Source organism: Rhodococcus sp. MPR-R1B (assembly GCF_058793255.1).
Window position 1 is genome coordinate 77181 of sequence record NZ_JBXAFO010000008.1, and the last position, 20918, is coordinate 98098.

The 20918-nt window shown below is 62.7% G+C and carries 21 protein-coding genes; 17 read left to right on the top strand and 4 right to left on the bottom strand.

Annotated elements, in window-relative coordinates; genetic code table 11:
- Positions 1-23: 23 nt before the first annotated feature.
- Together AC1Q61_RS13440 and AC1Q61_RS13445 are read left to right on the top strand one after the other, a co-directional pair.
- A complete protein-coding gene (locus tag AC1Q61_RS13440; RefSeq protein WP_007726692.1) occupies positions 24-1607 on the top strand; it encodes an MFS transporter in 1584 nt (527 codons plus the stop codon).
- A 23-nt stretch (positions 1608-1630) separates the two neighbouring features.
- Entirely contained in the window at positions 1631-2275 is a 645-nt protein-coding gene (locus tag AC1Q61_RS13445) for an FMN-dependent NADH-azoreductase (RefSeq protein WP_007726694.1), read from the top strand.
- Between the two features lie 19 nt (positions 2276-2294).
- Here the strand turns inward: AC1Q61_RS13445 and AC1Q61_RS13450 are convergent, their stop codons facing one another.
- Positions 2295-3299, bottom strand: coding sequence for a TIGR03617 family F420-dependent LLM class oxidoreductase (locus AC1Q61_RS13450; protein WP_042926298.1), 1005 nt, complete (start codon positions 3297-3299; stop codon positions 2295-2297).
- Entirely contained in the window at positions 3296-3871 is a 576-nt protein-coding gene (locus AC1Q61_RS13455; RefSeq protein ID WP_064114249.1) for a hypothetical protein, read from the bottom strand. The genes AC1Q61_RS13450 and AC1Q61_RS13455 overlap by 4 nt, the downstream gene beginning before the upstream one ends.
- 262 nt (positions 3872-4133) lie before the next feature.
- On the opposite strand from AC1Q61_RS13455, the gene dnaK reads away from it, so the two are divergent.
- From dnaK to AC1Q61_RS13500, 9 genes are all read left to right on the top strand, one after another.
- On the top strand, positions 4134-5987 hold the full coding sequence (dnaK, locus tag AC1Q61_RS13460; RefSeq protein ID WP_003944365.1) for a molecular chaperone DnaK: 1854 nt from the start codon (positions 4134-4136) through the stop codon (positions 5985-5987).
- Positions 5984-6580: a nucleotide exchange factor GrpE gene (gene grpE, locus AC1Q61_RS13465; protein WP_003944430.1), complete on the top strand. Its 597-nt coding sequence runs from the start codon at positions 5984-5986 to the stop codon at positions 6578-6580. The genes dnaK and grpE overlap by 4 nt, the downstream gene beginning before the upstream one ends.
- A gap of 22 nt (positions 6581-6602) precedes the next feature.
- The gene (dnaJ, locus tag AC1Q61_RS13470; protein WP_003944329.1) at positions 6603-7775 is read left to right on the top strand and encodes a molecular chaperone DnaJ; all 1173 of its coding nucleotides are present in this window, start codon (positions 6603-6605) and stop codon (positions 7773-7775) included.
- Positions 7772-8182: a heat shock protein transcriptional repressor HspR gene (locus AC1Q61_RS13475; protein WP_003944355.1), complete on the top strand. Its 411-nt coding sequence runs from the start codon at positions 7772-7774 to the stop codon at positions 8180-8182. Before dnaJ ends, AC1Q61_RS13475 begins: the two co-directional genes overlap by 4 nt.
- A 332-nt stretch (positions 8183-8514) precedes the next feature.
- Positions 8515-9729 carry an ABC transporter substrate-binding protein gene (locus AC1Q61_RS13480; protein ID WP_492651143.1) on the top strand — a complete coding sequence of 405 codons (1215 nt, stop codon included), beginning with the start codon at positions 8515-8517 and terminating at the stop codon, positions 9727-9729.
- Positions 9726-10583, top strand: coding sequence for a branched-chain amino acid ABC transporter permease (locus AC1Q61_RS13485; RefSeq protein ID WP_007726703.1), 858 nt, complete (start codon positions 9726-9728; stop codon positions 10581-10583). The genes AC1Q61_RS13480 and AC1Q61_RS13485 overlap by 4 nt, the downstream gene beginning before the upstream one ends.
- Before the next feature lies 1 nt (position 10584).
- Positions 10585-12435, top strand: coding sequence for a branched-chain amino acid ABC transporter ATP-binding protein/permease (locus AC1Q61_RS13490; protein WP_003944379.1), 1851 nt, complete (start codon positions 10585-10587; stop codon positions 12433-12435).
- Complete coding sequence (locus AC1Q61_RS13495) at positions 12435-13154, top strand: ABC transporter ATP-binding protein (RefSeq protein WP_003944438.1); 720 nt, start codon at positions 12435-12437, stop codon at positions 13152-13154. Before AC1Q61_RS13490 ends, AC1Q61_RS13495 begins: the two co-directional genes overlap by 1 nt.
- Before the next feature lie 132 nt (positions 13155-13286).
- Positions 13287-14462, top strand: a complete 1176-nt coding sequence (locus tag AC1Q61_RS13500) for an NADH:flavin oxidoreductase (protein ID WP_042452220.1) — start codon at positions 13287-13289, stop codon at positions 14460-14462.
- A gap of 91 nt (positions 14463-14553) precedes the next feature.
- On the opposite strand, the gene AC1Q61_RS13505 is transcribed toward AC1Q61_RS13500, so the two are convergent.
- Positions 14554-15015 (bottom strand): hypothetical protein, encoded by a 462-nt coding sequence (locus tag AC1Q61_RS13505; protein WP_007726708.1) that lies wholly within the window; start codon positions 15013-15015, stop codon positions 14554-14556.
- Between the two features lie 176 nt (positions 15016-15191).
- Between AC1Q61_RS13505 and AC1Q61_RS13510 the strand changes: the two genes are divergently transcribed.
- Positions 15192-15851, top strand: a complete 660-nt coding sequence (locus tag AC1Q61_RS13510; protein WP_063314849.1) for a response regulator — start codon at positions 15192-15194, stop codon at positions 15849-15851.
- Between the two features lie 7 nt (positions 15852-15858).
- Here AC1Q61_RS13510 and AC1Q61_RS13515 read toward each other — a convergent pair whose 3' ends face one another.
- Positions 15859-16299 (bottom strand): hypothetical protein, encoded by a 441-nt coding sequence (locus AC1Q61_RS13515; protein WP_042453463.1) that lies wholly within the window; start codon positions 16297-16299, stop codon positions 15859-15861.
- A 297-nt stretch (positions 16300-16596) separates the two neighbouring features.
- Between AC1Q61_RS13515 and AC1Q61_RS13520 the strand changes: the two genes are divergently transcribed.
- From AC1Q61_RS13520 to AC1Q61_RS13540, 5 genes are all read left to right on the top strand, one after another.
- Positions 16597-18222, top strand: a complete 1626-nt coding sequence (locus AC1Q61_RS13520) for a flavin-containing monooxygenase (RefSeq protein ID WP_007726712.1) — start codon at positions 16597-16599, stop codon at positions 18220-18222.
- The gene (locus tag AC1Q61_RS13525; protein ID WP_058038555.1) at positions 18219-19016 is read left to right on the top strand and encodes a mycofactocin-coupled SDR family oxidoreductase; all 798 of its coding nucleotides are present in this window, start codon (positions 18219-18221) and stop codon (positions 19014-19016) included. The genes AC1Q61_RS13520 and AC1Q61_RS13525 overlap by 4 nt, the downstream gene beginning before the upstream one ends.
- Before the next feature lie 4 nt (positions 19017-19020).
- The gene (locus AC1Q61_RS13530) at positions 19021-19851 is read left to right on the top strand and encodes a mycofactocin-coupled SDR family oxidoreductase (RefSeq protein ID WP_065352070.1); all 831 of its coding nucleotides are present in this window, start codon (positions 19021-19023) and stop codon (positions 19849-19851) included.
- Between the two features lie 99 nt (positions 19852-19950).
- Positions 19951-20253: a hypothetical protein gene (locus AC1Q61_RS13535; RefSeq protein WP_007726715.1), complete on the top strand. Its 303-nt coding sequence runs from the start codon at positions 19951-19953 to the stop codon at positions 20251-20253.
- 178 nt (positions 20254-20431) lie between these two features.
- Positions 20432-20899, top strand: a complete 468-nt coding sequence (locus tag AC1Q61_RS13540) for a nucleoside/nucleotide kinase family protein (protein WP_244993268.1) — start codon at positions 20432-20434, stop codon at positions 20897-20899.
- Positions 20900-20918 lie beyond the last annotated feature (19 nt).

Below are 20918 nucleotides of genomic sequence, written 5' to 3' on the forward strand. Positions count from 1 at the left end.
CCCACCTCGATGGGAGCACGCGCATGGCGAGTGACATCAAGTCCGCTTCACCGGATCGAGCCACCCTCGTCCTGGGGACGCTCATCCTGGTCGCTGCGGTCGCGAACCTCAATCTCTCGGTCGCGAATGTCGCTTTGCCCGATATCGGGCGGGCTTTCGACGCCAGTCAGACGCAACTGAACCTGATCGCGGTCGGCTACTCGCTGGGCCTGGCCGGAACGGTGCTCTACCTGGGGGCCTTGGGAGACCGATACGGCCGCAAGATGTTGCTGGTCACCGGCATGGCGCTGTCCATTCCGGCGTCGATCGTGGCGGGATTCGCCGGGAACTTCGAAGTGCTGTTCCTCGCTCGGATAGTCGGAGGCGTCTCGGCAGGTCTGGCGTTCCCGACCACGCTGGCAATCATCACGGCGTTGTGGGCCGGACCGGCACGAACCAAGGCGATTGCCATGTGGTCGGCAATCGGTGGCGCGATTTCAGCACTCGGTCCGATCGTCTCGGGGGCGCTGCTCGAGCAGTTTCACTGGGGTTCGGTCTTCTTCGTCACCCTTCCCTTGGCCCTTGTGGCACTGATCTGTTCCCTGGTGTTGGTTCCCGCTCACGTCAACGAGACGACCGAGCGAGTCGATCACCTCGGCGGCATAGTGTCGATCGTCTTCATCGGGGCTCTGGTGTTGTCCATCAACTTTGCGCCGGTGAAGGGTTCGGGCACGTTGGCTCTGGTGCTCGGGGCGATAGCAGTTGTCGCGGGTATCGGGTTCTTCCTGCAACAGCGACGCGCGGCCAATCCGCTGTTCGATCTTCACGTAGCTGCGCGCCCGACCTTCTGGGTCGCGGCGGTGGGTGGGTTGGTCGTGTTCGGTTCGCTCATGGGCGCGATGTTCATCGGCCAGCAGTTCCTGCAGAACGTCCTCGGGTACTCGACGCTGGCAGCCGGTGCGGCGATCATTCCGGCTGCGCTGGCGATGGTGATCGTTGCGCCGCGCTCGGCGACCATGATCGAAAGGTACGGCGCCCGCGTCACGCTGCTCGCCGGCTACCTGTTCGTGGTTCTCGGGTTGTTCGTCGCGCTGTTCCTGTGGAACGAAAGCACACAGTATTGGCAGGTCGCGCTGGCCTATGCGCTTGTCGGCATCGGCGTCGGTCTGGCCGGCACACCGGCATCGCGTTCGCTGACCGGATCCGTTCCCGTGCACCGCGCTGGTATGGCGTCGGGAACCTCGGACCTGCAACGCGACCTGGGCGGCGCCATCATGCAGTCGATTCTCGGCGGAATACTCACGGCCGGGTACGCAAAATCGTTGGGAAATGCGATCTCGTCCTCGCCGAACGCATCCGAAGTGACTCCCGAAACTCAGGCCGCGCTCACCAAATCCTTCTCCAGCGCCGAAGTTCTCGCGGAACGCTACCCGCAATACGCGGACCAAATCATGACCGCCGCCAAAAACGCCTTCCTGGACGGGGATACAAACGCCTACATCGCGGCGATCATCATCGTGTGTGCCGGTGCCGCGGTGGTGACGTTCTTCTATCCGCGTCGCGAGCGCGAACGAGTCCTGCTGGCGCAGTACGCGGCGGAATCCGATCTAGCCGCGGAGAAGAGTTGAGCGCGCTCTGGTAGTGATGAGGGATGCCACAGCTACTTCACATCGATTCGTCCGCCGAACTCCACCACTCGACCTCACGTGATCTGACCGCACTGTTCGCTCAGCAGTGGTCGAAGAACAGTCCGGATCACACGACGGTGACGTTGGACCTGCACCGGGATCCCTTGCCGCACCTCGCGGACGCGGCCCTGCACTATGCACCACGCTTGCGAGTCGAGGGCGAGATTCCGGATCCCGCCGCGGAAGCACTCCAGGCTCGGGTCATCGAGCAACTTACCGCTGCAGACGTCGTCGTGATCGGTGCGCCGATGTACAACTGGTCGATCCCGTCCACGTTGAAGGCGTGGATCGACTACGTACACGTCCTGGGGACTACGGTGCCTTTCGACACGCGTACTCAGCCTCTGGCAGGTAAGCCGGTGGTGATCGTCTCCAGCCGCGGAAACACCTATGCGCCGGGTTCGGGAAACGAGGCCAACGATCACACCGTCCCGCCACTCGTTCAGGTGCTCGGGGTGTCGATGGGAATGGATGTCTCCGTCATCACCGCGGAACTGACTTTGGCGCAACGTATTCCGGCGATGGCACCTCTGATCGAGCAGGGTGACGCGAGCCTGCGTGCTGCCCGGGAGTCGTTGACCGAGCTGGCCCGTACCTTGGGGGCCTGATCAAGAAGTTCGACCGGGTTCAGGTGAGAGACGAGATCATCGACGCCACGTCTGACGGTTCTACGTCGTAACCGGGGAAATAGCAGCACACTTCGTCGGCATGTTCGCCGAACCGCCGCCGAATCTCGGTGGCGCACTCTTCGGGAGTGCCGACGACGGCGAGTGTGGTCAGCATCGGATCGGTGATCAGCGACGCCATCTCGGTGTAGCCACCTCGCTTCGACAGGGCATTGAGTTCCGGTTGGACCTCGCCCCACCCTTCGACGTCGAGCACCGGACGGTATGCGGGCGTCGAACCGTAGAACGAGAGCAGGGCTCGGACGCCTCTGGCGGCCGCGGCAAGTTGATCGTCGCCGCGGCCGACGCCGACGATGACCTGCGGGATGATCGTGAATTCGTCTCGGGTGCGGCCGGATTCGCGAAGACCGGCACCGACGGCCGGAAGTGTTCGTTCGAGGAAATGACGTTGCGTGTGGAACGGCATGACCAGTAGTCCGTCGGCCACCTCGGCAGCTGTCCTGGTCATCACCGGTCCGAGCGCACCCATCAGGATGGGCGGCGGCCCATAGGGGTTGGGGCCTGGATCGAACGTCGGAGGCATCAACGTGTGGGTGAAGAACTCGCCGCGGAAGTTCAGCGTCGAGGTGTTCTCCCACGCAGTGAAGATCGCCTTGACCGCTGCGACAGTCTCCTTCATGCGGGCCGCCGGACGCGACCACGTTGCGCTGTAGCGTTTTTCGATGTGCGGTTTGATCTGCGATCCGAGGCCAAGTCGAAAGTGGCCGCGACTGAGCAACTGCAGGTCGTTGGCCGAATGCGCCAGATGCATGGGACTGCGGGGGAATGCGATGGCGACGTTGGTCATCAGGTCGAGGTCGACGGCCGATGCTGCTTCGACGAGCGGGAAGAACACGTCGTGTGGTCCCTCGAACGTGAACAGGCCACCGGCGCCGGTCTCCGCGAGTTCACGGCTACGAGCAGCGCCCGCGCCCGGCGCGGAGTCCAGTTGTACGTGAACCTTCATCGGCGTCCCCGCAGCCAGGTGCTGACACCGGGAGCGAACGGAGCGATCGCCGCCACCGCGACCAGGGCGCAGTAGAGAATCGGACCCCATCTCAGAACTCCGGCGCCGATGTCTGCTGCGCCGTCGACCAGAGACATGAAGCCGAGTCCGGCCGCGATGCTCACGACTCCCACGATCGCCGTCATCACCCGCCCGGCGTTCTTGCGTGCGCGGAGGAGTTGAAGGCTCATGAGTGCGAGCAGGACCAGGACGAGAGCGCCGCCGCCGCTGCCCGCGAGTACGACGGTCACGGCATCGGAGATGTCGGTGGACGAGTATCCGGGATTGTCGCGCGCAGTCGATTCTTCGAGAGCCGACCGGACGTCGTCGAGGCTGGTGACTACCACTCCGGCGATTCCGGTCAGGACGACGAACGAGCCGATCCAGGCAGAGGTGGACAATGTCACGGCTTTGGGTGTCTCGTCGCTCGCTGCAGGTCGGAGCGGCCGAACCGAGACGTCGGGTCGCTCGGGTGCCGGGCGTGGAGGTGACGGGCGAGGAGGTCGCGCGGGAGAATTGTCGGGATCGGTCACCGGCCGATCGTAGCCATTCGGAGAGATACGGAAGTGATGTGGCGCACTTTTCCGGCTTTTCGGGGAAGGCGGGAACAAATCTACGTGGGCTGTAGTTGACCATTTCGACAAGCTTGAGCGCCCTCGGCTCAACTTCAAGTTGACTCCCGGCCACGGTCGGAGGCAAACTTGAGCGGAGGACGCTCACCAAGCGAAAAACTCGCGGTCATGTTCGAGATCAACCACTCGGGCAGAGAACCGCAGAACGAAAGGTAGGAACACTATGGCTCGTGCAGTCGGTATCGATCTCGGTACGACCAACTCGGTAGTTGCAGTGCTGGAGGGCGGCGAGCCCGTAGTGGTCGCCAACGCCGAAGGCTCACGTACCACCCCCTCGGTGGTCGCATTTGCCAAGAACGGCGAGGTTCTCGTCGGTCAGCCCGCGAAGAACCAGGCAGTCACGAACGTCGACCGCACCCTCCGCTCCGTCAAGCGCCACATCGGCACTGACTGGAACGTGGAAATCGACGGCAAGAAGTACACGCCGCAGGAAATCAGCGCCCGCACGCTCATGAAGCTCAAGCGTGACGCGGAGGCTTACCTCGGCGAAGACATCACCGACGCCGTCATCACCGTCCCCGCGTACTTCGAGGACGCACAGCGTCAGGCAACCAAGGAAGCCGGCCAGATCGCCGGCCTCAACGTCCTTCGTATCGTCAACGAGCCCACCGCGGCTGCACTGGCATACGGACTCGACAAGGGTGACACCGAGCAGACCATTCTGGTCTTCGACCTCGGTGGCGGCACCTTCGACGTCTCCCTGCTCGAAATCGGCGACGGTGTCGTCGAGGTTCGCGCAACCTCCGGTGACAACCACCTCGGTGGCGACGACTGGGACGAGCGCGTCGTCGCTTGGCTGGTCGACAAGTTCAAGGCTCAGAACGGCATCGATCTGACCAAGGACAAGATGGCCCTGCAGCGTCTGCGTGAGGCTGCGGAGAAGGCGAAGATCGAGCTCTCCAGCTCGCAGAGCACCTCCATCAACCTCCCGTACATCACGGTCGACGCGGACAAGAACCCGCTCTTCCTGGACGAGCAGCTCACCCGCAGCGAGTTCCAGAAGATCACCTCGGACCTGCTCGATCGCACTCGTGCGCCGTTCCAGGCAGTGATCAAGGACAGCGGAATCGCCGTCAAGGACATCGACCATGTCGTGCTCGTCGGTGGCTCCACCCGTATGCCGGCCGTCTCCGATCTGGTTCGTGAACTGACCGGTGGCCGTGAGCCCAACAAGGGCGTCAACCCGGACGAGGTCGTCGCCGTCGGCGCCGCACTCCAGGCCGGTGTGCTCAAGGGTGAGGTCAAGGACGTTCTGCTCCTCGACGTCACGCCGCTTTCCCTCGGCATCGAAACCAAGGGTGGCGTGATGACCAAGCTCATCGAGCGCAACACCACGATCCCCACGAAGCGTTCCGAGACCTTCACCACCGCTGACGACAACCAGCCTTCGGTGCAGATCCAGGTCTTCCAGGGTGAGCGCGAAATCGCTTCGCACAACAAGCTGCTCGGCTCCTTCGAGCTCACCGATCTGCCGCCCGCCCCGCGTGGCGTTCCGCAGATCGAGGTCACCTTCGACATCGACGCCAACGGCATCGTGCACGTGACGGCGAAGGACAAGGGCACCGGCAAGGAAAACACGATCAAGATCCAGGACGGCTCCGGTCTGTCCAAGGAAGAGATCGAGCGCATGGTCAAGGACGCCGAGGCTCACGCCGAGGAAGACAAGGCCCGTCGCGAAGAGGCAGAGGTTCGCAACCAGGCCGAGTCGCTGGTCCACCAGACGGAGAAGTTCGTCAAGGAGCAGCGTGAAGGTGAGAACGCGGGCAAGGTCTCCGAGGAGATCCTGACCAAGGTCGAGGCAGCGGTCAAGGACGTCAACGACGCCCTGGCAGGCACCGACATCGCTGCAGTGAAGACCGCAGTGGAGAAGCTGGGCACCGAGTCGCAGGCTCTGGGCCAGGCCATCTACGAGGCTTCCGCTGCAAACGAGGCCGGAAACACCGACGGCGCAGGCAATGACGACGACGTCGTCGACGCCGAGGTTGTCGACGAGCCCACCGACTCGGACAAGAAGTGACCTCGGACAACCCCGAGAACAACCCGGTCGACCCCGAGACCGGTGCACAGGGAGAGGCGGCGGGGGAATCCCTGCCGCCGCTCGACTCGGAAGACACAGGGGTAGTTCAGGAAGCAGAGTCGATCGTGGAGGAAGCATCCGCCACCGATCAGCTCGCCGAACGGACTGCGGATCTGCAGCGACTTCAGGCGGAGTTCACCAACTACCGTCGTCGCGTCGAGCGTGACAAGCAGGTCATCAAGGAAACCGCGCGGGCTTCGGTCATCACCGAGCTCATCGGAATTCTCGACGACCTGGATCGCGCTCGGGCACACGGTGACCTCGAATCGGGTCCACTGCGTGCACTCGCAGACAAACTCAACACGACCCTGACGGGTCTGGGTTTGACCGACTTCGGCAGCGAGGGTGACGATTTCGATCCCGCACTCCACGAAGCGGTGCAACATGAAGGCGAAGGCCACGACCCCGTACTCGGGACGGTCATGCGCAAGGGATACAAGCTCGGCGACCGGGTCCTTCGGACCGCAATGGTGGCCGTGACGGACCGGGTAGGCGACAAGCCTGCAGACGGTTCAGAACAAGAAGCGAAGTAAGAGTGAGAGGAGGAGACGCCCAGTGAGTCAACGGGAGTGGATCGAGAAGGACTTCTACAAGGAGCTGGGCGTCTCGTCCACCGCGACGGCCGACGAAATCAAGAAGGCGTATCGCAAGCTGGCTCGGGATCTTCATCCCGACGCCAACCCTGACGATGCGAAGGCCGAAGAGCGTTTCAAGTCCGTCAGTGAAGCTCATGCCGTTCTGTCTGATCCGGACAAGCGCAAGGAGTACGACGAGGCTCGGCGCCTCTTTGCCAGCGGCGGCTTCGGCCCCCGCGCGCAGGGCGGCGGCGGATTCAACCCCGGCGCTGGTGGTTTCGACATCAACGACCTGTTCGGCGGCGGGGCCGGTGGGCAGGACTCGGGTCTCGGAGACATCTTCGGCGGATTGTTCAACCGCGGGGGAGCGGGCCAGCGAACAGCTGCGCCCAACCGCCCGCGTCGAGGCAAGGATCTCGAGACCGAGACGACGCTCGCCTTTCGTGAAGCAGCGCTCGGTGTCACCGTCCCTCTTCGTCTGACCAGCCCTACGTCGTGCACCACGTGTCACGGCAGCGGCGCAAAGCCAGGCACCAGCCCGCGAGTGTGCCCACATTGCAACGGAACCGGCGTGGTCAGCCGGAACCAGGGCGCCTTCGGATTCAGTGAGCCGTGTGACGATTGCCGGGGAACCGGCTCGATCATCGACTCGCCGTGTGAAGACTGCCACGGTAGCGGAGTCACCAATCGCACACGGACCATCACGGTTCGCGTGCCTGCCGGTGTGAGCGACGGTCAGAAGATCAGACTCAAGGGCAAGGGCGAAGCGGGACTCCGCGGCGCTCCGGCCGGCGACCTGTTCGTCAACATCCGCGTCAAGCCGGACAGTGTCTTCGGACGCAACGGCGACGACCTGACACTGACGGTTCCGGTGAGCTACGGCGAGCTGGTGCTGGGAACGACACTGTCCGTGCCGACTTTGGAAGGCCGTGTCGGAGTGAAGGTTCCGGCTGGAACGGTGGACGGACGCATTCTGCGAGTTCGCGGACGCGGTATCCCCAAGCGGCCGGACGGTGCCGGTGACCTTCTGGTCACGGTCAAGGTATCCGTTCCGCAGAAGTTGGACGACCCGGCGATCGAAGCGCTGAAAACCTATCTCGAAGCCGAGAAGGCGAGCGGGTTCGATCCACGGGCCGGGTGGGCCGGTGCATGATGACAGAGCGACCGCAGAATCAATGGGATGCGACGGTCGATCCTGACGCTCAGATCTTCGTGATCTCGGTGGCAGCCGAGTTGGCCGGAATGCACGCGCAGACTTTGCGTAACTACGACCGACTCGGGTTGGTCACCCCGCATCGAACCACCGGTGGCGGACGACGCTACTCCCCGCGCGATGTTGCGCTTCTTCGTGAAGTACAACGGCTTTCGCAGGACGAGGGAGTCAACCTTGCCGGAATCAAACGAATCATCGAACTGACCAACCAGGTCGAGGCTCTGCAGCATCGCGTCCGCGAATTGGCCGAGGAGATCGCGAAAGTCCATGCGGGCTATCGCCGGGATCTCGTGCCGATTCCGCGCAACAACGCGTTGGTGGTCTGGAAGCCCCGCAACCAGCGATAGTCGGACCTTTACGCAAACGGCTCCACGCCCTGTCGGATTCATTTCGTCGAATCCGCCAGGGCGTGGAGCCGTTTCGGCGTTTCCACCCAGCGGGAAGAGATCTGTCGACGCCGCCTCAATGTGCATAGCGTCCGCTTCCATGACTCCACTTTTCAGCGTTTGACGTTATCCAGATCACATTCTATGCTCCATCCCAAGCAACTGCTTGCTAGATCATCAAGCGGGTGCTTGGTTGGCTGGTGCTCGAAATCAGGCACGTCCACCGGCCGATCATTCTTTCGTCAGGTATTCGCCTGACGTTCGGTGCATACATGTGTTCTAGGAGTGCAGACATGAATCGTCGGCCCATTCTTGTTGCGGCAGTTGCCGTGACGGCTCTGGCTCTTGCAGGGTGCAGTGGTTCTTCGGAGTCCGACGGAGGTGCGGACTCGCCCTACCGTGTGCTGCTGACCGGCGGGATCAGTGCACAGGGAGTCCTCGCGGCTAATTCGCAGACCTCGCTGCTCGCCACCAAGGCGGGCGTTCAGGTCCAGAACGAAGCCGGGGGGATCGGTGGCCGTCAGATCGAGCTCACCACTGTGGACGACGCGGGTGACGCAACCATCGCCGTCACCAAGCTGCGCGAAACCATCAATTCGGGGAACAAGCCTGACCTCTACCTGAACTCGGGTCCGTCGTCGATCGCGGCTGCGGTTCTGCCGATCCTCAAGCAGAACAACATTCTCTCGATGAGCATGGCTCCCTCGCCCGATTCGACGGACCCCTCGAAGTTCCCGCTCAACTTCGATCTGGCTCCGGGTGCGACCGATACCGCTCGCGGAATTTCCGAGTACGCGAAGTCCAAGGGTTACAGCAGCGTCGGAGTCTTGCACGGCAGCACCGCTTACGGTGAGCTGTTCGGCGAAGAAATGACCAGTGCTTTGCAATCCGCAGGTCTGAAGGCCGCCGGTAACGAGGAGTACGACGCCGCCGCTTTGGACATGACGGCGCAGTTGCAGTCGCTCAAGAATTCGGGTGCCGCGGCAATCGCCTTGGATGCGTACGGCGCTCCTCTCGGATACGTGTTGCAAAGCCTCGAGCGACTCGGCTGGGACGTGCCGCTGGTCGGAAACACCTCGGTGTCTGCCACCAACCTGATCGCGAATGATCCGCCGGCCGGTGTGCTCGGCACCCCGCAGGTGAAGAACCTGGTGACGCAGGTGTTCAGCAGCACGGTGTTCGATCCGAACAACGCACTCGTCAACACGATGGTGGACACGATGGCTTCGCTGGGCTCCATCCCGTCGACGCTGATCCTCGCGGACAACTACGACGCTTTCCCCCTCGTCGCGGCGGCAGCGGAGAAGGTCGGCAGTTCGACCGATCCGAAGAAGCTCGCCGAAGCACTGGAAACCACTGAGGTCCAGGAGAATGCCAAGACCGCATTCCTCTCGCGCTACAACTTCAGCTCCGACAACCACGGCCCGAACCCGGACACCAGCGAGCTGAAGTTCATCAGCCCGACGAAGATCCTCAACGGTCAGTTCGGAAACCCGGCTGCGTCATGACCATTCTGTGGTCCGGATTGGCGCTCGGCGCGGTTTACGTGCTGGTTGCCATCGGGTACAACATCGTTTTCGTTTCCTCCAACACATTCAACTTCGCTCAAGCTCAGCTGATGATGGTGGGCACCTTTGTCGCCTACACGGGTCTGGTGACCCTGAAACTCCCCGTTCTCGTGGTGGCCGTCATGGCTACCGTGACCGTGATGCTCCTCGCCTCGGTCGAGGAGATCGTCGCGATCAGACCGGTGGCCGATCACCAGAACCAGTTGGTCACGACGTTGGGTGTCGCAACTCTGCTCAACGGCGCCACTCAATTGATCTGGGGTAGTGAACCTCTCACGGTTCCGTTCTTCGGATCGAACGAACCGATCACCCTGCTCGGCGGCCGTACCTACCCGGTCGAGATCGCTCTGCTGGTTGCGGCGATCGCACTGGTCGTCGGGTTGAGTTACGTCTCGAAGAAAACGATGACGGGTCTGGCTCTGATCGGCATCTCCGAGGATCGTGAAGCGGCGATGCTGCGAGGAGTCAACGTACGACGGTTGGCACTGGGAGCGTTTGCCTTCTCGGGTGCCTTGGCCGGTGTCCTCGGACTCTTCGTCGGCCCCAAGACGTTTGCAGTTGCGACGTTGGGTGCAGCGTTGGCCCTCAAGGGATTTGTGGCGTTGGCGATCGGCGGGTTCGGCTCTCTGCCTGGCGCTTTGATCGGCGGTCTGACCGTCGGCCTGGTGGAATCGTTCACCGCCCTGTGGGCGGGAAGTCAGTACAGCAATATCGCCGTCTTCACGGTGCTGATCGTCATCTTGATGGTCAAACCGGCTGGACTGTTCGGCAATGTCCGAGAACGGGTGGTGTGAGATGGTAAGTGCGTGGCGGACTTTCCGTTCCCTACCGAGCTGGATCATCCCACTCGTCCTGGCCGTGGTGATCCTGCTGCTGCCCGTGATGGGACTCGACCTGTCGACATCACGTCAGATTCAATTGGCCTGCATCCTGGCACTTGTGGTCAGTGGCCTGAACTTGAGCCTCGGCTTTGCCGGTGAACTGGCACTCGGCCAGGCAGCGATGTACGCGGCCGGTGCCTACACCGCGGGTCTGATGTCCCAGGCAGGTCACACCGACATTCTGCTTCAGCTTGCTGCCTCCGGAGCAGTGGCACTGGCGGTCGGAATCCTGACCGGTGTTCCCGGTCTGCGCCTGGGCAACTGGTCCCTGGCGATGACGTCGTTCTTCCTGGTTCTGCTGGTACCGGACGTACTGGCGATCTTCGGTGGCAAGACCGGCGGCCGAAACGGCCTCACCGGTATGGAGCCGCCGACGTTCTTCGGTTCCGAACTCGACACCCAGCAGTACTACATGGTGGTCGTCGTCGTGACCGTGCTCTGGTTCGCGGTGATGCGTAACCTGGTGGTCTCGCGGCACGGCATCGCGTTCCGCACGCTCAAGCAGTCGCCGGTTCTGGCGTCGTCGCAGGGTGTATCGGTGTTCCGGATGAAGCTGCTCGGTTATGCCATCGGTGCGTTCCCCGCCGGTCTGGCGGGTGCGCTGTTCGCCAACACCGACCTGTTCATCTCGCCGGAAGCCTTCGGGTTCACCTTTGCCACAGCAGTTCTGGCGGCGTCGATCCTCGGCGGTGCGGCAAGTGTGTACGGCGCCGTGGTCGGTGCCGCGATCATGCAGCTCGGTCCCAACCAGTCGACGGCGTTCCAGGAGTATTCGCTGATCTTCTACGGCGGCTTCCTGATCATCGGCGGTGTGCTGCTCTCCGGGGGTTTGACCAAGGTCGGGCGAGCGATCGTCTCGAAACTCGATCGCAAGGCCGGCCTGGGCGTAGTCACCGCAAAGGAAAACAGCGGTGGGACACCGGAACTGGCGCCGATCAACGGAGCACGGTTGGTGGTCGACGGAGTGTCCAAAGCGTTCGGTGGCAACCAGGCGCTCAATGCGGCAACCCTGACCGCAGAGGCCGGTAAGGTCACCGCGTTGATCGGGCCCAACGGTTCGGGTAAGACGACCATGCTCAACATGATCTGCGGCTTCTACACCGCAGATGCGGGCGTGATCACGATCGGTGACACGGTGGTCTCGCAGTCGTCGCCGCACAAGGTGGCGCGCGTGGGTGTGGCGCGCACGTTCCAAACTCCGACGATTCCGGAAAACATCACGGTTCTGGAAGCTGTTGCATCCGGACGTTATTCGGTGCACCGAGCGTCGATGGCGTCGGCTGTGCTTCGCCTGCCCAGCTTCCGCAGGATCGCGAAGGCCGACATCGTCGAGGCCGAGCGTGTCCTCGAACTCGTGGGGATGTCGCACTTGCGCAACGAGATCGCGACGTCGCTGCCCCTGGGGATGCGTCGCATGCTCGAGGTTGCTCGCGCCGTCATCGCCGAACCGAGGGTCGTCCTCTTCGACGAGGTGGCATCCGGACTCGACGAGGACGAACTCGAACGCCTGGCAGATCTGATCCGGGTACTGCGAGATGCCGGGGCGACAGTGGTGTTGGTGGAGCACAACTTCCGCCTCGTCCTCTCGCTGGCCGACGAGATAGTCGTGCTGGCGCAAGGGCAGGTGATCGCCACCGGCGATGCGGCAACCATCGAACATCACCCACGCGTCTTGAGCGAGTACCTCGGAGTCAAGTCCGGTGACGAAGAAGCACTTCTCGAAGAAATCGGCGCGGTAGACCATCAGACCAGTGAGGTGAAGTGATGGAACCGATTCTGAAGGTCCGAAACTTGCAGACCGGGTACGGCGATCTGCGCGTCGTCTGGGATGTCTCGTTCGACGTCTATCCCGGTCAGGTGACCGCCCTGCTCGGACGCAACGGCGCAGGCAAGACGAGCACGCTCCGTGCCCTGTCCGGCCTCAACAAGGTGGCCTCCGGAACCGTCGAGATGGACGGCGCCGACATCACCGGAGTCCCCGCGCACAAACGGGTACGACAGGGGATGGCGTACGTGCAGGAGGGCAAGCGGGTCTTCCACAAGCAGACCGTCGAGCAGAACCTCCTGCTGGGCGGGTACACCCGCAAGGCAAAGCGCGGCGAGCTTATGGAATCCGTCGAATCGATGTACGAGATGTTCCCGATCCTGGGGGAGAAGCGTTCGCTTCCCGCCGGTTCCATGTCGGGCGGTCAGCAGCAGATGCTCGCGATCGGCGCAGCGCTGATGGCGCAGCCTAGGTTGCTCCTTCTCGACGAACCTTCGGGCGGTCTCGCTCCCGTGATCGTCGGTGAGGTGATGGACCGCGTCCAACAACTCAAGGAAACCGGCCTGGCTGTTCTACTGGTCGAGCAGGCAGTCGAGGCCGCGATGAGCGTCGCCGATCATGTCACGGTCCTCGACATCGGCAAGGTGGTTCTCGACGCCGATGCCAAGGACATCGACGACCTGGCAGTGCTCAAGGATGCGTACTTCGGACGCGTCTGAACGGCAATGACGACTTCAGCCCGGCCTCCTCGGCCGGGCTGAAGCCGTTTCCCGCTCCGTGGCACGGGCCCTAGCCGGCTCGGGGCCATCGATCTACCGTCCTGCAAACAACTCCCGCGAGAGGCAAACTCGATGACCACTGCTCCCGACGTGCTCGCCCCGGCGAAGCTCGGCCCGGTGACCCTTCGAAATCGAATCATCAAGTCCGCGACATTCGAAGGCAAAACTCCCGACGCCCTGGTCACCGACGAGCTGATCGAGTTCCATCGTCGCCCAGCCGCCGGCGGAGTCGGGATGTCCACCGTCGCGTATTGCGCCGTCGCACCGGAAGGGCGCACCGAATACGGCCAGCTCTGGATGCGGCCCGATGCCCTCCCCGGGCTTCGGCGGCTCACCGATGCCATTCACGCCGAAGGTGCTGCTGCGTCGGCGCAGCTCGGCCATGCCGGTCCCGTGGCGAATCAGAAGTCGACCGGACTGCCCGCGCTGGCACCGTCGAGTTCGTTCAATCCGTTGAGCATGAGGATGATTCGCACTGCCACGACAGCGGACATCACCAGAATTGCGGCGGCGCACGGGAGCGCTGCGCGACTTGCCGTCGAGGCAGGATTCGACGCCGTCGAGATCCACTTCGGTCACAACTATTTCGCGAGCTCGTTCCTGAGCCCGAAACTCAACCGTCGTAAGGACTCCTACGGCGGATCGCTGGAGAACCGGGCTCGCGTCGTACTCGAAACTGCACGCAGTGTGCGCGATGCCGTCGGTGACAAGATCGCGATCTTGGCCAAGCTGAACATGGACGACGGTGTGCCAGGCGGATTCTGGGTGGACGAAGCAATCCAGGTGGCGCAGTGGCTCGAAGCATCCGGAAGCGTCGACGCGCTCGAGTTGACGATGGGCAGTTCACTGCTCAACCCGATGTACCTGTTCAAGGGCGATGCGCCGATCCGCGAGTTCGCCGCCGCGATGCCGCAACCTGTTCGACTCGGTGTGCAGTTGGTGGGGAAGAGCATGTTGCATACCTATCCGTACAAGCCGTTGTTCATGCTGGAAGAGGCTCGGCAGATTCGTGCTGCGGTGAAGTTGCCGCTCGTGCTGCTCGGGGGTGTCACGGACAAAGCGGGCATGGATACCGCAATGGCGGAAGGGTTCGAGTTCGTCGCCATGGCACGGGCGCTGCTCAGAGAACCGGATCTGATCAATCGGATCGCGGCCGAATCCGATACCCAATCACTGTGCATCCACTGCAACAAGTGCATGCCCACGATCTTCAGTGGCGCCCGCTGCGTGTTGGTCGAACGCGTCTGAGCTGGTCAGCGCACACCACGTCCCGACATCCATGCGGATACCGGGTCGTGGGCCGTAGCGGATCAAGTTCGTGGTCGCATCAACGCTTGGTTCAGTTCTGCGTGAAGACGTCGTAGGAGGCGTTCATCGTGGGGTAGCCGGTGGCCATGTAGTCGGTGAGGATGACGTGCGTCGGGTCGCCGATGATGCGAGTCCCGTCGAGGGTGGGGTTGCCGACGTAGTTGTTGGCAGCCATGACCGTCTGGACGCCGTCGGCGACGTTGTAGGTGACGTCGACACCGATACCGCGGGGATCGCTGCTGTAGGCGGTGACGATCTCGGTGGTGTGCGGGGCCAGGTAGGAGCGGGGGCCGTTGATCCACTGTCCGTAGGGGTTGGACGCGCTGTCCAGCAGCATCGGGTTGTCGGTGTTGTTGGTGATGGTCATGGCAACCGTCGGGCCGTCGGTGGGCATGGTGCCGGCGTTGGCGATCGCTGCGGTTCCCAGTGCGGTTCCGCCGACAGCGAGGGCGATTGCGGTGACTGCTACGAAGCGAGTGGTGTTGGTACGCATGATGTCTGCTCCTGGGATGGTGTGTGGTTGCCGTTCTCGGCGATGAATCAATCTTGTCGCGAATGAGTGCTGCAGTATGTCCGCCGACGGGGCCGTGGCGGGGTTGAATCTCTTGTCCCCCGATCGGGGGAGGCGTAAGTGCTCGCATTGCTGGTACGGGCGTGAGAAAGTGAGCAATGCGCGAAGGCACGAAGCCGCTGGCCGGCAAGGTTTCCGTGGTGGTCGGCGACGATCACCCACTGTTCCGTGAGGGCGTGGTTCGGGCTCTGACCGGCAGTGACGGCATCGACGTCCTGGGCGAGGCCGACGACGGCGCAGCAGCGCTCGCAATGATCCGCGAACTACGCCCGCAGGTCGCGCTGCTCGACTTCCGGATGCCGCACCTGGATGGAACTCAGGTCGCCGCCGCAGTCGTTCGAGACGAGCTTCCGACGCGTGTGCTTCTGCTCAGCGCTCACGACGAATCGTCTGTCGTGTACCAGGCCCTGCAAGCCGGTGCTGCCGGATTCCTGCCGAAGGAATCCACTCGCGCCGAGATCGTGAGTGCCGTGCTCGACTGTGCTGCGGGACGAGATGTGTTGCCGCCCAGTATCGCCGCCGGATTGGTAGGAGAGGTTCGGCGTCGTAGTGAACCGTCCGGTCCGACGCTCAGCGCCCGCGAACGTGAGGTTCTCGGATTGATCGCGCAGGGCGCCAGCATCCCGGTCATCGCCTCACAACTCTTTCTTGCGCCCTCCACCGTCAAAACTCACGTGCAGCGCCTCTACGAGAAACTCGGAGTCAACGATCGAGGCGCCGCCGTCGCCGCTGCAATGCGGCAGGGATTGTTGGAGTGAGCAAGCGTCACCGAAGCACGTACGTGACGTTCATGGCCGGGTAACCCGAGGTCATCGTCACCGTGACGTCGTGGCTGTCGGGGGCGTGCGTACCTCCGGCATCCGCCCTGGTCTTCGAGTTGGTGGCACTGAAGACAAACACTCCACCGTCGTCGGAGCGGTACGTGAGCACGATGGGGAAGTCGTTCTGGTTCTTGCTCGTGGCCACAACGTTCACGTTCATGTTGGGGAGGATGTAGTCCGCCGGCGGGACGACCCAGTCGCCGTTCGGGTTGGATGCGTCGACCAGATACAGGGCCCCGCGACCCGAATTGCTGATCATCGCCGTCGTGACGGATGTGTCGGTCATCGACTTCACCGTGTTCGCACCGGCGGAGCGGGCAACCAGAGCTGCCATGCTGAGGCCGGAGAAGGAAAGTGCTTCAGGTCGAATTGTGTTGGTGCTCATCATGTTCTCCTCGATTTGTCGGTCTTGGTGACCGTGTGTTTCTGTGATGAGACAACTATGGCCCCGAAATCCCTTCGGGTCTGTCCACCTACGGGTCCGAGTGCTGGACGACATCGCTGTCCCCCGATCGGTGGACACAGCGCTCTCCGCCCACCCAGTGTCATGGGGTGGAGGCTTCGCCCACCCAGTGTCATGGGGTGGAGGCTTCGCCCACCCAGTGTCATGGGGTGGAGGCTCCGCCCACCCAGCGGGAGAACCTGTTCCTCTACCATTCAACCCACTCGTAGCGTGGCCACCATGACCGATCCTGACTTCTCTACCGCACCACTCGACGTCGTAGTCATCGGCGCCGGCGTCGCCGGCATGTACGCCATGCACCGACTTCGCGAGCAGGGGCTGCGTGTCCACGGCTTCGAGGCGGGCTCCGGAGTGGGCGGCACGTGGTACTTCAACCGCTACCCGGGCGCACGCTGCGATGTCGAGAGTTTCGACTACTCCTACTCGTTCTCCGAAGAGTTGCAACAGGATTGGGACTGGAGCGAGAAGTACGCCGCGCAGCCGGAGATCCTGTCCTACCTCGATCACGTCGCCGATCGCTTCGACCTACGCAGTGGGTTCACTTTCGATACCCGTGTCCTGAGCGCACAGTTCGACGAGGACTCGTCGACGTGGCGAGTGCACACCGACGGTGGTCATGACGTCACCTCGCGGTTCGTGGTGTGCGCCACGGGCAGCCTCTCGACCGCGAACGTTCCGAACATTGCAGGTCGCGAGACTTTCGGCGGTGAGGTCTTCCACACCGGCTTCTGGCCGCACGAGGGCGTCGATTTCACCGGCAAGCGAGTGGGAGTGATCGGCACCGGATCGTCGGGCATCCAGTCCGTTCCGTTGATCGCCGAGCAGGCCGATCACCTCTTCGTGTTCCAGCGGTCCGCGAATTACAGTGTGCCGGCGGGAAACACGCCTCTCGATGACAAACGACGCGCAGAGATCAAGGCCGACTACGCCGAGCGTCGAGCGCTGTCCAAGCGCAGTGGCGGTGGATCTCCGTTCGTTTCGGATCCTCGCAGCGCGCTCGAGGTGTCCGAGGCCGAGAGGAACGCGGCCTACGAGGAGCGGTGGAAGCTCGGCGGTGTTCTGTTCGCCAAAACCTTCGCAGACCAGACCAGCAACATCGACGCCAACGCGACGGCGGCAGCATTTGCCGAGGCCAAGATCAGATCGGTGGTCGAAGATCAGGCCATCGCCGACCTGCTGATCCCGAACGACCACCCCATCGGGACCAAGCGGATCGTGACGGACACCGACTACTACCAGAGCTACAACCGTGACAACGTGAGCCTGGTCGATCTCAAGAGCGCACCGATCGAGGCAATCGACGAGGCCGGGATCAAGACGACCGACTCGCACTACGAACTCGACGCATTGGTGTTCGCCACCGGTTTCGATGCGATGACCGGGGCACTCGATCGCATCGAGATCCGTGGCCGCAACGGCGAGACCTTGCGAGAGAACTGGCATGCGGGTCCGAGAACCTATCTTGGTTTGGGAGTTCACGGCTTCCCGAACCTGTTCATCGTCACCGGGCCGGGCAGCCCGAGTGTGCTGTCCAACATGATTCTCGCTGCCGAACAGCACGTCGACTGGATCGCCGACGCGATCAACCACCTCGATTCGGCGGGCATCGACACCATCGAGCCGAGTGCCGAAGCCGTGGACAACTGGCTCGAGGAGTGCTCACGCCGGGCGTCGGCAACATTGTTCCCATCCGCGAACTCCTGGTACATGGGAGCCAACATCCCGGGAAAGCCGAGGATATTCATGCCCTTCATCGGAGGCTTCGGTGTCTACTCCGACATCTGTGCAGACGTGGCAGCAGCGGGATACCGAGGCTTCGAGCTGAACAGCGCGGTGCACGCATGAGCCGGCTGGAGGGCAAGCGGGTACTCGTGACGGGTGCGGCCGGCGGAATGGGACGCTCACACTGTGAGCGGCTCGCCGAGGAAGGCGCGTCCGTGATCGCGTTGGATGTCGAACAGGCGCAATCGGGGTTGGCGGAAACCGCTCAGGCAGTGCGTGATCGAGGCGGTGTCGCGGTCACCGGTGTGGCGGATATTCGGGACTTCGACGGTCTGGCCGCCGTCGTGGCCGAGTGCGTTACCGAACTCGGCGGGTTGGACGTCGTGGTCGCGAATGCAGGCGTCTACGACACGCCGGGACCGTCGTGGACCATCGATCCTGCAGTGTGGAACCGCTCGCTGGACGTCAATCTGACCGGGGCGTGGCACACCGTCAAGGCCTGCGTTCCGCACTTCGGCGACGGTGGATCCGTCGTTCTGGTCAGCTCGACAGCGGGAATCAAAGGTATTGCCGGAGCAAGTCATTACAGCGCAGCCAAGCATGCCGTGGTGGGCCTGGCCAGAACGCTGGCCAACGAGTTGGGGGCGCAGAGTATCCGCGTCAACTCCGTGCATCCGGGTTCGGTACGTACCCCGATGATCATCAACGAGCGAGTGTTCGCGAACCTGTGCCCGGACATCGAGAATCCCACCGAAGCAGACGCTGCTGCAGTGCTCAGCGCTCGCAACTTGCTGCCCGTTCCCTGGGTCGATCCGGTGGACGTCAGTAATGCGGTCCTGTTCCTCGCATCCGCGGAGTCCCGCTACATGACCGGCTGTCAGTTGGTTGTCGACGCCGGCCTGACCCAGAAAGTGTGAATTGATGACTTCTCGATTGGAAGGCAAGATCGCGCTGATCACGGGTGCGGCACGAGGAATCGGGCGGGCTCAGGCCGTGCGTTTTGCCGAAGAGGGCGCGGACATCATCGCGGTCGACGTGTGCACCTCGGTGGAAACCACAGTCACGCCGCCCGCGACGGAGGCCGATCTCGATGAGACAGTGGCGCAGATCCGGGCGCTGGGGCGAAAGGTCGAATCTGCGGTAGTGGACGTTCGGGATCTCGAGGCACTACGCAGTGCCGTGGACTCGGCCGTCGGAACGCTCGGTGGTCTCGACATCGTCTGCGCTACAGCTGGTATCACGTCCTCCGACGGGGCCCTGACCATGTCGGAAACGATGTGGCAGACCATGGTGGACGTCAATCTGACCGGCGTGTGGCACACCACGACCGTCGCGGCTCCGCACTTGATCGCGCGGGGCGGGGGATCGATGACACTCACAAGCTCCATCGCCGGACTTCGGGGGCTGGTCGGAGTCGCGCACTACACCGCAGCCAAGCATGGAGTCGTTGGTCTGATGCGTTCGCTGGCAAAGGAACTGGCTCCGCACAACGTACGCGTCAATACGGTCCATCCCACCAACGTCGACACCCTCATGATTCAAAATTCGTTGGTGCGCGGCAAGTTCCGCCCCGATCTCGAGAACCCGACGCGCGAAGAATTTGCTGCCGCAGCGATGACGATGAACATGCTCGCCATTCCGTGGATCGAACCGGTGGACGTAGCGAACGCTGCTCTGTTCCTGTCTTCCGACGAGGCTCGCTACATCACGTCGGTCGCCCTGCCGGTGGATGCAGGAAGTTCGTCCCGCTGAGGTTTCGAACAGCTGAAATCTTGAACAGCTGAGGTTTTGACACGCTGAGTTCCGCCACGGTGTGTAGCGTCGGTTTCACCTAACCGAAAGGCGTATACCGTGGCGGAACGGCGCTATCTGGAAGTCACCGTCGGGACCAACATCGTGATGGTCCTCGACCACCGCACGGTGGAGGTCTTCGACCGCACCGCCGCGAGCACGAGCGAAGTGGCTCGTTGGCATGTCGAACACATTGCGGTGAAGGCGAAACCGTCGAAGTCGGGACTGAAACTCACCATCGGGAACAGGCTCGCCGACGACTCGATCGCGGTAGCGGGTCCACGGGCATCGCTGACTGTTCCGCCGGAGAACGAGGCAGCCGTTATCGCGTTCTTCGACGAGGTCAAGGCTGCTCGGGTGTGAATCGGCAGAAGACCTTCGGCGCGGATGATTCGGGTTCTCTAGTCGAGCACGTCGTGCGCTGCCACGAAGATCGGGCCGGACGCACTTTGTCGGGATCTCGGGAATCGAGGCTTCCGGAAAATCGACGATCGCGGACGAGTTGGCTGCCGGTATCTCGAAGTCGGGCCATGACTTCGTCATGATCCATGGGGACGAGTTCTCGACTGCGAAAGCGGTACGGAACAAAGATCCTGACACGGTGCGTGGGTATCTCGAGGATGCGTACGACTATTCGAACCTGAGTAGCCGTGTGATGGTGCCGCTACGGTTGGCCGAAGTTACCGAAATTTCCTACGTCTCGACTGATCCGGAGACAGACGAATCGGTGGTGTCGAAGCCACGAGTCCCGGATCGCGCCATTGTGATCGTCGAGGGAGTGCTGCTTTTTCGCGGACTGATGCGAGATCAGTTCGACCTACGAATCTGGGTTGAAGCAAGCTTCGACGAGTCCTTGCGGCGTGCGAAGGGACGTCCGCGCGATGTGAGCTATTACGGGACGGCCGAGGCGATAGCGTCCCGGTACGAATCCCGGTTTCATCCGGCGCAGAGGATTCATCTGCGTGACGATCGACCACAACTGACCAGCCACGTAATCGTGCGTGGCTAGTCAGTCGAAAGGCCGGCGA

Bases quoted from the DNA above. Each gene is read 5' to 3' on its own strand.
- AC1Q61_RS13440 (WP_007726692.1), top strand. From the start codon at position 24: ATGGCGAGTGACATCAAGTCCGCTTCACCGGATCGAGCCACCCTCGTC.
- AC1Q61_RS13445 (WP_007726694.1), top strand. From the start codon at position 1,631: ATGCCACAGCTACTTCACATCGATTCGTCCGCCGAACTCCACCACTCG.
- AC1Q61_RS13450 (WP_042926298.1), bottom strand. From the start codon at position 3,299: ATGAAGGTTCACGTACAACTGGACTCCGCGCCGGGCGCGGGCGCTGCT.
- dnaK (WP_003944365.1), top strand. From the start codon at position 4,134: ATGGCTCGTGCAGTCGGTATCGATCTCGGTACGACCAACTCGGTAGTT.
- AC1Q61_RS13475 (WP_003944355.1), top strand. From the start codon at position 7,772: ATGATGACAGAGCGACCGCAGAATCAATGGGATGCGACGGTCGATCCT.
- AC1Q61_RS13480 (WP_492651143.1), top strand. From the start codon at position 8,515: ATGAATCGTCGGCCCATTCTTGTTGCGGCAGTTGCCGTGACGGCTCTG.
- AC1Q61_RS13485 (WP_007726703.1), top strand. From the start codon at position 9,726: ATGACCATTCTGTGGTCCGGATTGGCGCTCGGCGCGGTTTACGTGCTG.
- AC1Q61_RS13490 (WP_003944379.1), top strand. From the start codon at position 10,585: ATGGTAAGTGCGTGGCGGACTTTCCGTTCCCTACCGAGCTGGATCATC.
- AC1Q61_RS13495 (WP_003944438.1), top strand. From the start codon at position 12,435: ATGGAACCGATTCTGAAGGTCCGAAACTTGCAGACCGGGTACGGCGAT.
- AC1Q61_RS13500 (WP_042452220.1), top strand. From the start codon at position 13,287: ATGACCACTGCTCCCGACGTGCTCGCCCCGGCGAAGCTCGGCCCGGTG.
- AC1Q61_RS13505 (WP_007726708.1), bottom strand. From the start codon at position 15,015: ATGCGTACCAACACCACTCGCTTCGTAGCAGTCACCGCAATCGCCCTC.
- AC1Q61_RS13510 (WP_063314849.1), top strand. From the start codon at position 15,192: ATGCGCGAAGGCACGAAGCCGCTGGCCGGCAAGGTTTCCGTGGTGGTC.
- AC1Q61_RS13515 (WP_042453463.1), bottom strand. From the start codon at position 16,299: ATGAGCACCAACACAATTCGACCTGAAGCACTTTCCTTCTCCGGCCTC.
- AC1Q61_RS13520 (WP_007726712.1), top strand. From the start codon at position 16,597: ATGACCGATCCTGACTTCTCTACCGCACCACTCGACGTCGTAGTCATC.
- AC1Q61_RS13525 (WP_058038555.1), top strand. From the start codon at position 18,219: ATGAGCCGGCTGGAGGGCAAGCGGGTACTCGTGACGGGTGCGGCCGGC.
- AC1Q61_RS13530 (WP_065352070.1), top strand. From the start codon at position 19,021: ATGACTTCTCGATTGGAAGGCAAGATCGCGCTGATCACGGGTGCGGCA.
- AC1Q61_RS13540 (WP_244993268.1), top strand. From the start codon at position 20,432: ATGATCCATGGGGACGAGTTCTCGACTGCGAAAGCGGTACGGAACAAA.